General features: G+C 69.7%; 6 protein-coding genes. 1 reads left to right on the top strand and 5 read right to left on the bottom strand.

Annotated features, from left to right (window positions below; translation table 11 throughout):
- From QHF85_RS48650 to QHF85_RS48630, 5 genes are all read right to left on the bottom strand, one after another.
- A partial coding sequence (locus QHF85_RS48650) for a collagen-like protein (RefSeq protein ID WP_281334388.1) occupies window positions 1-1,129 on the bottom strand: 1,129 nt, incomplete at its 3' end.
- Window positions 1,130-1,272: 143 nt separating this feature from the next.
- Window positions 1,273-2,649 carry a hypothetical protein gene (locus QHF85_RS48645; RefSeq protein ID WP_281334387.1) on the bottom strand — a complete coding sequence of 459 codons (1,377 nt, stop codon included), beginning with the start codon at window positions 2,647-2,649 and terminating at the stop codon, window positions 1,273-1,275.
- Between the two features lie 49 nt (window positions 2,650-2,698).
- Window positions 2,699-4,042 carry a hypothetical protein gene (locus tag QHF85_RS48640; RefSeq protein WP_281334386.1) on the bottom strand — a complete coding sequence of 448 codons (1,344 nt, stop codon included), beginning with the start codon at window positions 4,040-4,042 and terminating at the stop codon, window positions 2,699-2,701.
- Window positions 4,043-4,101: 59 nt separating this feature from the next.
- Entirely contained in the window at window positions 4,102-6,096 is a 1,995-nt protein-coding gene (locus QHF85_RS48635; protein ID WP_281334385.1) for a hypothetical protein, read from the bottom strand.
- Between the two features lie 72 nt (window positions 6,097-6,168).
- Window positions 6,169-7,992 (bottom strand): right-handed parallel beta-helix repeat-containing protein, encoded by a 1,824-nt coding sequence (locus QHF85_RS48630; protein ID WP_281334384.1) that lies wholly within the window; start codon window positions 7,990-7,992, stop codon window positions 6,169-6,171.
- A gap of 208 nt (window positions 7,993-8,200) precedes the next feature.
- On the opposite strand from QHF85_RS48630, the gene QHF85_RS48625 reads away from it, so the two are divergent.
- Window positions 8,201-11,011: kelch repeat-containing protein (locus QHF85_RS48625; RefSeq protein ID WP_281334383.1), on the top strand; the 2,811-nt coding region annotated here is incomplete at its 3' end.

Below are 11,011 nucleotides of genomic sequence, written 5' to 3'. Positions count from 1 at the left end.
GTGGACCGATGGGTCCAACCGGTCCCGTGGGGCCTACGTCCCCCTGCGGACCCATCGCACCCGTCGGGCCCATGGGTCCGACGTCCCCTTGAGGACCGGTCATACCCTGTGGACCGATGGGTCCAACCGGTCCCGTGGGGCCTACGTCCCCCTGCGGACCCATCGCACCCGTCGGGCCCATGGGTCCGACGTCCCCTTGAGGACCGGTCATACCCTGTGGACCGATGGGTCCAACTGGTCCGGTGGGGCCTACGTCCCCCTGCGGACCCATCGCACCCGTCGGTCCCATGGGTCCGACGTCCCCTTGAGGACCCGTCGCACCCTGCGCGCCCATGGGTCCTACCGGGCCGGTGGGGCCTACAGCTCCCTGCGGACCCATCGCGCCCGTCGCGCCCATCGGCCCCATCGGACCCACAGCGCCGGTCGCACCCGTCGAGCCCGTCGGGCCCACCGGACCCATCGGCCCCATCGGACCCGCCGGACCCATTGCACCGGCCGGCCCCATCGGCCCCGCGGGACCCATCGGACCCACCGGACCCACCGCGCCATCCGCGCCTGTCGGACCCATCGGCCCGACCGAACCCATTGCGCCCGTCGCACCCGCCGGACCGACCGGACCATCCGGACCTTGCGGACCCGTCGGACCCACGAGCCCCGTCGGCGGACCGACCCACTCGCCGTTGTTGTTGATGACCTCGGTCCCGTTGATCGTGACGCTCGTCGGGTGGATGTCCCCGTTCACGTCGTTCGCGAGCAGCGCATAAGGCACGCTCTGGATGGGCGCGCGCGGCAGGAGCTCCGGATCGCTGTCGATCGTGATCCCCAGGTATCGCACCGAGCCGTCGAACAGCTTGTCGAATGGCACGATCGAGCCGAGCGAGACCGAGTAGAACCCCTCGTCGAAGTCGACCTTGTGCTCTTCGCTCCAGAGCGGCGTCTGCGCGTTCGCCGCGTCGTAGATCGCGAACGTCACCGTGAGCGAGCCGTTGATCGGCTCGTCGTTCGCGTCGAAGAGCCGCCCCTGGTTGGTGATCGTCACGGGGACGGCCGCGTCCGCGCTCGAAACGGCGCAGAGGCCACCCACCAGAACCGTAGCCGCGAGCAGGCGTCGAAGCGTGCGAAACCTCATGGGGCGTCTCGTCCTCGCGGGGGCCTCTGCCGGGGAAAAACCCGCGCGAGATCCCGCTTGGCATAGAGAGGCTACGCGTGTCCAGGGCGTCACGTCAACGGTATCGCTCGCCCCTGAGATCGACGCCTCGCGTCAGCCGCAAGTCAGCCCACCGCCCTGCCCATCCCATCCGCGAGCTTTTCGAGCGCCTCGCGCCTCGTCATGGTGACGCGGGCGATCGCGCGGGCGAGCGCGGCGATCGGCGGGCAAGCCTGCGTCGTCAGCCAATCACGCGCCGGGACCCGCCCGCGAATCCACGGCCGCGTCGATTCGAGCCGTTCCATCAGCGCGCGCTCGCCGAACGCACGGTAAAGGAACGCGGTGTACGGGGAGGTGCCGAGGTCGAAGCTCGAAGGGCTCGCGCGGCCCTCTTCGAGCAGGCGGAGCAGGACGGGATCGAGGTCCGAGGCCGCATCCGGCGCCGGCTGGAGGAAGAGCTCGGCCCGCACGGGGTTCGTGTTGTTCTCGTCCGGAATGCGCCCGAGGAAGAGCTCGATGGGGGCGTCGCCGCCGGTGGCGCTGGCGAAAGCCTCGATGAGCGCGATCGTATACAGCTTGGCGCGCAGATATCGCACGGCGAGCGAGATGTTGCGGCGGGCCTGGTCGATCCGCCGGGCGTGGACCTCGGGCGAGGGTTCGCCGCGGAACGCGTGGAAGACGCGCTCGGCGGCGAGGGTCGACAGGAAGCCCTCCATGCGCTGCAAGGCGATCCGATACTCTCCGTTTCGATAGACGTTCGGCATGTGGAGCGCGGGGTTCGTCTCGGGGAGCAGCCGCCACGTATTGCCCAGGAAACGCGCCGGGTCGGCCTCGGCGAAGTTCTCGACGTCGCGGTTGGCGAGCCGGACCGCCGCGCGCACCGCGTCCTCGCAGGCATTCGCGTCGAGCCCGGGGATCGCGAGGTCCCCGAGGCGCAAGGCCAGGCGATCGTACGCGGCCGACTCGCGGAACGGAATCGTCGCCTCGATCCCGGCGGCGATCTCGGCGAGGTGGCGCGGCGGCAGGAACGGCGCGAGGCACTTGGCGGCGACGAACGCGCTCGCGAGCTCGTTCAGGCCGGAGAGCGGCGTGAGCTCGTCGCCCGGCTCGCGGCCGAAGATCCGGGCGACGAGCGCCGCGGCCGGGTCCTCCAGCACGCCGAGGCCGAGCCGATAGCCAGCCCCGTCCACAGGCGTGAGCAGGGGGCGGAGCAGGTCGCTCACCATCCGTGGAAACCCCTGGTCGACCTGCACGTACACGACGTCGTGGAAGATGCCCGCGAGGGTCTCGATGGGGCTCATCCCCTCCGTCAGCGTGAGCACGTGCGCGTGGCTGTGGAATTCGCGGGAGAGCCCCGACATGGCCTCGTGGACGAGGAACGTCGGGCGCTCGAGCTCGAGCGCGCTCGGGCGACCGCCGAGCCGCGTGAGCGCCTCCTCGAACCGGACGAGGAGCTGGTGGATCGTGGGCAGCGCTGCGTCCTCGGTCGGCAGAGGGAGCATGCTGTCCCATAACACACGTGTCCCCGCGCGGGGGAGCCGTTTCTTTTCGTCACATCCACATACGAACGACGACCCCATACGTCCCCGTCCCGGGGCTCATCCCGACATCGGCGCCGCCGAGGAGAATCCGGTCTCCCGGGTAGAGCCCGACCGTATGCAGGATTCCGGTCTCGCCGAGGTAAACCCGCTGGATGCCGTGCACGCCGAACGCGCTGTCGACCTTGCCGTCGCACGTGTACCGCACGAGGGTGGGCCCGACGCCTTCGGTCGTGTTGCCGACGACGAGGATGCCGCCGCCCGGCAATACCACCATGTCCTCGGCTTTCATCGCGCTCGCCCCGCGCAGCCACGCCGAGCGGCCCCGGGTGCCGAACGCGGGATCGGGGCTGCCGTTCGCGAGGAAACGGCGGACCACGAATTCCGGGCTGTCGCTCGGGCCGGTGTCGCCGGCCACGGCAATGGCGCCGTCGGGCGCGGGCGCGACGGACACCGCGCGCTCGTCGATTCCGTCGTCCCCGACGACGACCACGCCGTCGCGCCCGAACGAAGGGTCGAACACGCCGTCCGCCGTCGCGCGGAGCACGACCATGTTGTGTTTCCCGCCCATGTCGGCGGTGCCAGCCACGAGAATGCGCCCGCTCGCGTCGAGGGCGACCGACTGGGCCTCCACGGAGGAGCCCCGGGTGAGGGTCAAGTATCCGTGCGGCGAGGCGAACGTCGTATCGAGGGCGCCGTTCGCGGTCGCGCGCGCGATGAAAAGCACCGCGCCACGCCGACCCACCACGAGGATCTTGTCGTCCGGAAGAACCAGGCCATCCAGGACGAATTCGTCGCCGCCGAGGTCGATCAGGCTCTTGCCCTCGGTGCCGAAGCTCGCGCCCCCGACCGACCCGTCCGGCATGAAATGGACGAGCGCGATGTTCGCGGATTCGCCGTGAAACTTGTCCCGGTATCCGATCGCGACGATCCCGCCGTCGCGCTGGCGACCCACGGCGACGGCGCGGGCGTCGTCCGCCGTCGACGCCGCGAATCCCGCGCGGGCCCTGCCTTGCTCGCCGAACGTCGGATCGAGCCTCCCGGAATCCATGAATCGGGCCAGACGGAAACGAACGCCTCCGAGCCCCCCGGCGCCCCAGCCCGCCGCGAGGATGCGATCCCCCGCGACATCCAGCCCGAAATACCCGCCGTCATCGTCGGCCCCGAAGCTCACCCGAGCCATTCCGTTCACGCCGAACGTATCGTCGAGCCGCCCCGCGCGCGCGCTGGTCGTGGAGCACGAGGCTTCGAGGCGGATCTCGTCGTGCTCGGTCACCGCGGAATCCGCGCCGCACCCGGCGAGCATGGCGAGGGAGGAAACGACCAGGCCGGAAATCGCGCTGCGCCAGAGCTTCATGCCTGGCAACGTCGGGCCGCGCGGCGGGACGTCAAAGGCGCGTCCAGGTCCTCCCGCATCTACGGGGCTTTTCGTTCCACCCGCAGCCGATAGGGACCCGCGTCCTTTTCGCTGGGCCCGTCGACGATGACCTTGTATTTCTTCGGCGCGAGAGCCCATTCGGTGACCAGCGGAGAAGACGGCGAGGGCTCCCGGGTGCAGTGGTGCGGCATCGATGTGCCCTCGGCGAGGACGGACAGCACGCCCGTCCAGCCGGGTGTCTCGAGGCGGAAAACGTACGTGGTGTCCTCCGCGTCGAAGAGCCATTCGTCGTCGTTGCCATCGGACGTGCAGTGCCCGGCGTGATCGTCGGTGGATTTCGACGTATCCCCCGCGACCTCGCGCCCGAGCACGAGCACACCTCCATGCGCGAGTGGCGCCTCCTCCTTTACCCAGAGCGTGTACGCCCCATGATGACCGCCGAACCCATCGACGACGACCTTTGCCCGCGCACCTTGCGCGAGGGAAATGTGCACGAGCGACGAGCTCACCAAGCTGTGCCGGTCGTCATTACAAGCGAGGAGCGCCCCGTCCGCGTCGTGAACCGCGAGCGCGCCGTCGTAATCGCTGTCGAGCTGAAAAGCATAAAGCCCGGCGCGCGGCGCCGTGAATGTCCAGGTCTCGTCCGGTGCGCCGCCCACGGGCACACAGGCAGGGGACACGCCGTCTTTCGCGCCGCTCGTGGTTCCGCGCACGGGGGCGCCCATCGTCAACGCGCCCCGCGCGCGCGAATCGCCCCGCGGGGCGGGTGGGAAAAGGGGGTTTGACGCGAGGCCTCCGGTCCCGTCGGATCCCAGGATGGCGAGATCCACCGCGCCCCCGCGCCGCCGCACGATCACGGGCGCTTGCATGAACGTCACCCCGCGGCGTGGCTCCGAGGGCGAACCCAGGACCGCGGGCGCATGTTCGGGACAACCCGGGAAGTGATCGAGGACCTTGTCCACGGTCGGCAGGTTGCAGAGGCGCGCGGGGCCGGAGAGTCCGAAGACGAGGTCACTGTCCACCCGCGCCACGCGGCCTTCGGGCATTGCGTCGAGCGGGAGGAGCGGCAAGTCTGTGTATGGCTCAGACGAACCTTGCAGCGTCGGGGCCTCGGCGCGGGGCTCGATGGGGCCCGGCGCGAGCGGGGCGGGCTCACCGATGGCGATACGCCCGTCGCCCTGCCGCGCGAAGACGCGTGTTTCGAGCGGCGCGGCGCCGTGAACCGAGCGTCCGGCCGCATCGTGTTCCGAGCCGAATCGACCGACCCTGGAGATCCATTCCACCTTTTTGCGGAGCCAGGGAGAATAGCTGGACCTGGGTTCGTCGGCGGAAAGGACCGAGATGGCGCCCGATCGATGAGCCACCACCCACACGGCGCGCCCATCGTCGAGCGTGCGGAGCGCGATATGGCCCTGCGGAGGGAGCGCGACCACGCCGAGCGGGGCGGGAAGGGACGGGCGTTCGAGAGAAGAAATCGGAGGCGCCCCACGGGAGGCGGCCGATGCCCTCGGTTTCGCCGCCGGCAAATCGAGGGCGTACGGCTTGCCCGAGTCCGGCGCGACGAACACGAAACGCGAGGGCAAGATCCGTCGAGGCACCGCGATGGCCTGCGCGAGGTACACGCCGAGCAAAATACACTCCACGTGGCCCAAAGGATGGGTGCGGAGCCTCAACGTGCCCGCGGCGTCGACCTCGGCCGTGTCGATCTCCGGCTCGCAGACGCCGCCCAGATACGAAGACCCGAGTACCACGTGGGTATCGAAATCGACGCGCGGAGGAGGCCCCTCCGCGCCGATGGCATTCCAGAGCGAGCGCAGCTCTTCCTCGTCGGCCGCGAGCCACACGCCCTCCTCAGCGATTCGCGTTGCCGTGGCAGTGACGACGCGCAAGCCGTCGGGCTCGGCGGTCGTGGCGCGGGCGGTCACGGCGGCGGGCTTCGGTACCTCCGAAAGCGGCGTGCCGCGGAAGGCGCCCGTGCAGCCCGCGAGCGAAAAGGAGAGCGCGAGGAAGAGCGAACGGAGAACGCGCGGCATGCCGGCAGCAAGACAAACTTCGCCCGGCGTGTCAAGCGTGTTCCGGGGGAGGGGAAGGGACGCGGTGACCTGCTATTCCTTGCCGAATCCCTGGCGGATGTACGTGAGGGGGCCTTCCGCCGTGTATTCGTACCGGTAATTGGAACGAGATTGCGCGCGCGCCTCGGTGATGTAAGCGTCGAACGTGGCCGTCTTGCAGAGCGCCGCGTGGTACGTGCCTGGCTTGCGCTCCGGATCGGGGTACGACACGGCCGCGTTCGAGGACTCCGTCTCCTTCGAGGTCGTGAGCCACTCGACGTACGATTGGCCCGCCCCGTTCCCGAACTTGAACCAGCTCGTCTCGGCGTCGCTGGAGAACCAGCGGTTCGCGCGGAAGGTCACGCCGGCGTTGTAGGGCTGGTCGAAGAAGCGCGCGAGCTCCTTGCCCCGGAGCGGCGACTGGAAATCGTTGGCCTCGACCTTCACGTTCGTGAGCGCCGTCGTGGAGAAGCGGATCCCTCCGCGCCAGTCGTAGACGATGTTGTTCTGGATCGTGAGGTCCAAGATCGCCTCGTCCGGCACCTGCATCGGATCGGTCTTGCGCGTGAGCTCGAACGCGATGTAGCCATTGCCCGCGGTCGCGTCGTGCGCGAGGATGTTGTCCTCGACGACCGCCGATTTGATGTTTCCGATCTGGATGCCGACCCCGCGGGTCTCCGCCGCCGCCACATCCCCCGCGTCGCGCACCACATTGCCGGTCACGGCGCCCGTGACGCCGCCCGGGACCGGGTTCCCCGAGCCATTCGTCAAGCCAAACGCGACACCGACGGGATTGTCGAGGACGAGGTTTTTGTCGACGACGCCGCCCGCGTGCGCCTGGATGCCGTGGCTCGCCGCGCGCGTCGAGATGTTGCCGCGGATCGTCACCTTCGAGCACGACGACTCAATGTAGACGTTGTGGTTGTGAATCGTCGCGTTCGCGTCGGGGACCTGCGAATTCCAGCCATTGTGGTCGAAGACGTTCCCTTCGACGATGAGCACGTCGACGTTCGCCGCGAGGAGGCCCTCGGAGTCGTCGGTGCTCACGCTCGGATCCGGATCTTCGATCTCGTACGCGTCGACGACGACCGAGCGGCGCACCCGGACGTTGTTGATTTTTCCCTGAATGCCCTGGATGCTCATGTTTCCCGTGTAGGACTGGACCATGAGATCCTCGAAGAGCAGGTCGCCGCCCTGGGCCAGCCACATCACGCCCTCGTCGCCCGCCGGGCCCACGAAATCGGGGCTCGCGGGGTCGCGCGTGTTCGCGTGGAAATGCAGCCCCACGAAGGCGAGGTGCTGGAGCGTGGCGCCGGCGTCCGCGAAGAGCGCCCGCTTCGCGCCCGTCTTCAGCAGCGGACGCGCCACGGCGTCGCCGTACGTCGAGACGAGCATCGGCTCGGACGTGCTCCGGCCCGACAGCGTCCAGCCGCCGAGCCCCTCGTTCCAGGCGTCGCCGCGCTTCAGGAGCAGCCAATCGGGGTAGCCGTCGCGCAGGAGCTGCTTGCCTTTGGCGACCGTTTTGACGGCCTTCTCCGGCGAAAGGCCGTCGTTGTTGTCGTTGCCGTCGGAGCTCGATACGTAGATCTTCTGCGTGTCGGCGCTCTCCTTGAAGTTGGTCCATCCGGCGGTCGGATCCCAGGGCGGGCTTGGTTCCGCGACGCAGCCGTTCCCGCCGGCGCCCCCGACGCCGCCCGTGCCTCCGACGCCGCCCGTGCCTCCGCCCGCGCCGCCCGCGCCGGTCCCCGAGGAGGACGATCCGCTCGCCCCCGGGCCGGGATCCGTGCCGCAGCCCGGCATGAGCGCGAACGCCCCGAGGAGGCCCAGGAGCACGGGGGCCACGGCGAATGAAGTCGAACGAGTGATCTTCGAAAGCATGACAATCTCCAGCGCGCGCCCCTCGCCGGCATGGCGGGGGAAGGCATTCATCTCACGGAGTTTCGCGGGGATCGTCAAGCGTTGTCGAGGTCGTTTCCGTGCGATACGAAAGCGCGGGCCTGTGACCATTGACGCCGGAGGGGCTTGACGCCGCGCGTCCCCGGGTCTTCGATCGGTACCTTCGACCTGCTTCAGGAGATCCACCGCCATGCAATCGATTCGCCCTTTCCGGCGCGCCCTCTTCGGGCCGCTCCTCTTGCTTCCGTTCGGCGCCGCCTGGGGCGGCGCGGGGTGCAGCGTCGAGGAGCCGCCCGACGCGCCGGGGAGCTTCGGGAGCGCCGAATTCGCGCCCAGCGTGATCCTTCGCGAGGCCACGGCGCTGCGTGAGCGTTTCCCGGAGCAGGCGGCGCGGATCCTCGACGCGGACGCGCTCTTCGTGGGCAACGACGAGGGGTTTTCCCCGGAGCCGAGCGGCGCGCAAAAGGCGCGTGGGGCGCGCTCGCCGGCATTCCCGGGCGAGGCCCCGATCGAGGAGGTTCACGCGCAGACGAGCTCTTTGCCGAGCGGCCTCGTGATGCGGCTCCCGCGTCGCGCCGAGGATCCGGTGCGCTTCGAGCTGCCCGGAGATGTTTCGGTGCACGTGCGCGAGATCGGCGCGGCAGGCGAGGGCGCGATCGCCGCGCACGCGGTTGCATACGGGCGGGCGGACGGGACTTCGTTCTGGACGGTGACGGGGTCGGGCTACGAGGAATGGTTGTGGCTGGAGCAGGGCGTCGCGGCCTCGGAGCGCGCGGCGGTCACGTGGACGATCGAGGGCGCGGACGTGCGGCAGGCGGGGGATGCGGTGGAGCTCCTCGACGAACGCGGCGCCTCGCGAATCCGCGTGACGGCGCCGGAGGCATTCGCGGCGTCGGGCCGGCCGGTCGCGGCGCGGCTCGTCGCGCGCGGCGCGACGATCGAGCTCTGGGTCGACGCGAACGGCGAGGAGGTGCTCGTCGATCCGGCGTGGATCCCGACCGGGTCCCTCAATGCGATCCGGGCGTATCACACCACGGCGCTCTTGCCGAATGGCAAGGTCCTCGTGGCCTCGGGGCACAATGGTTCGAATTATCTGACCTCCAGCGAGCTCTACGATCCCGCCACCGGGACGTGGGCGTACACGGGCCCCGTGGCTTACGGGCGCTCCGGGCAGCAATCGGCGATCCTCGCGACCGGCCAGGTGCTCATGACCGGAGGCTGGAACGGGGGCTCGGATTGCCTCAAGGTCACCGAGGTTTACACGCCCACGACGAATGCATGGTCCACGGTGGCCCCGCTCGGCGTCGCGCGTTGCATCGTGACGGTCACGCTGATGGCCAATGGCAAGGTGATGGCCTCGGGCGGCATCACGTACGCCCAGGCGGGGATCGCCTCGGCGGAGGTTTATGATCCGAGCACGAACACGTGGTCGCTGACCGGATTCATGTCCGTGCCGCGCGTCAATCACGCGCTCCAGGCGCTCCCGAATGGAAAGGTGCTCGCCATCGGCGGCGCGCCGAACACGAGCTCGTCGGCCTATGTCTCCGTCGACATTTACGATCCGGCGACGAACACCTGGACCGCCGTCGCTCCGATGAATGCGGCGCGCGCGCAGCACACCGCGACGCTGCTTCCGTCGGGCAAGGTCCTCGTCGCAGGCGGGACGAGCACCTCCAATGGGGCCCTCGCCTCCGCGGAGGTGTATGATCCGGCGACGAACACCTGGACGTCCGGGGGTGTGATGAGCAATGCGCGGCGCGTCCACACGGCCACGTCGCTCCCGGGCAACCTGGTGCTCGTCGCGGGCGGGTTGTTGTCGAACAACGTCACGTCGTCGGACACCTCGGACATGTACCATGCCGAGACGAACACCTGGACCCAGGCGGGCTCGCTCGTCAGCGCGCGGCATCGCCACGGGGCGGCGCGGCTCGGCGATGGCTCGGTCCTCCTCGTGGGCGGGCAGAGCAGCGGGTTGTACATCGGCAGCTCCGAGCTCCGCCTCGAGGGCGCCCCACTCGGCGCCGCCTGCGCCGGCGCGTCCGATTGCGGGAGCGGCTTCTGCGTCGACGGCGTCTGCTGCGATACGGCGTGCAATGCCGGCGCCTGTGATGCCTGCTCCGTCACCGCCGGAGCCGCCGCGAATGGCACGTGCGCGCTTTTCACCGGCCTCGCGTGCGACGATGGCAATGCTTGCAGCCTGAAAGACGTGTGTCAGAGCGGCGTGTGCGTCGGGACGGACCCTGTCGTCTGTGCTCCGCCGGGCGACGTCTGCCACGTGCAGGGCTCGTGCAATCCGCAGACCGGGATCTGCTCGAACCCGGCCGCGCCGAACGGCACGCCCTGCAATGATCAGAGCGTCTGCACCACCGTGGATACCTGCCAGGCGGGGACGTGCACGGGCCAAAGCCCGGTCGTCTGCGCCCCGTCGGACGATTGCCACGTCGCCGGCGTGTGTGATCCGGTGACCGGCTGCTCGAACCCCGCGAAGCCTGACGGCGCGTCGTGCAATGACAAGAATGCGTGCAGCCAGACGGACATCTGCCAGGCGGGCGCGTGCGTCGGGACGAACGGCATCGTCTGCGCCCCGATCGACGCGTGCCATGATGCCGGCGTTTGCAACCCCGTCACCGGGCAATGCTCCGCGCCGGTCAAGCCGGAGGGTGCGTCCTGCGACGATGGCAATACGTGCACGCAGATGGACGCGTGCCAGGCCGGCATTTGCCTCGGCTCGAACCCCATCACGTGCCCGCCGCCCGACGTTTGCCACGAGGAGGGCGCCTGCAATCCCGTGAACGGCGTCTGTGCGTACCCGGCCAAACTCGACGGCGTCTCCTGCCCGGGCGGCACGTGCCAGGCCGGCGTGTGCACGCCTGACGGCGTGGGCAGTAGCGGCGGCGCGGGCGGCAGCGGAGGCGCAGGCGGCAGCGGAGGCGCGGGCAGCAGCGGCGGCGTGGGCGGCAGCGGAAGCGGCGGCGGTGCCGGCGGAAGCGGCGGCGGCGCG

The sequence above is a fragment of the Polyangium sp. 6x1 genome (genome assembly GCF_029946515.1).
In the GTDB taxonomy this organism is placed as follows: domain Bacteria; phylum Myxococcota_A; class Polyangia; order Polyangiales; family Polyangiaceae; genus Polyangium.
The sequence above is the reverse complement of the archived record's forward strand: the minus strand, read 5'-3'. Positions and strand labels throughout refer to the sequence as shown.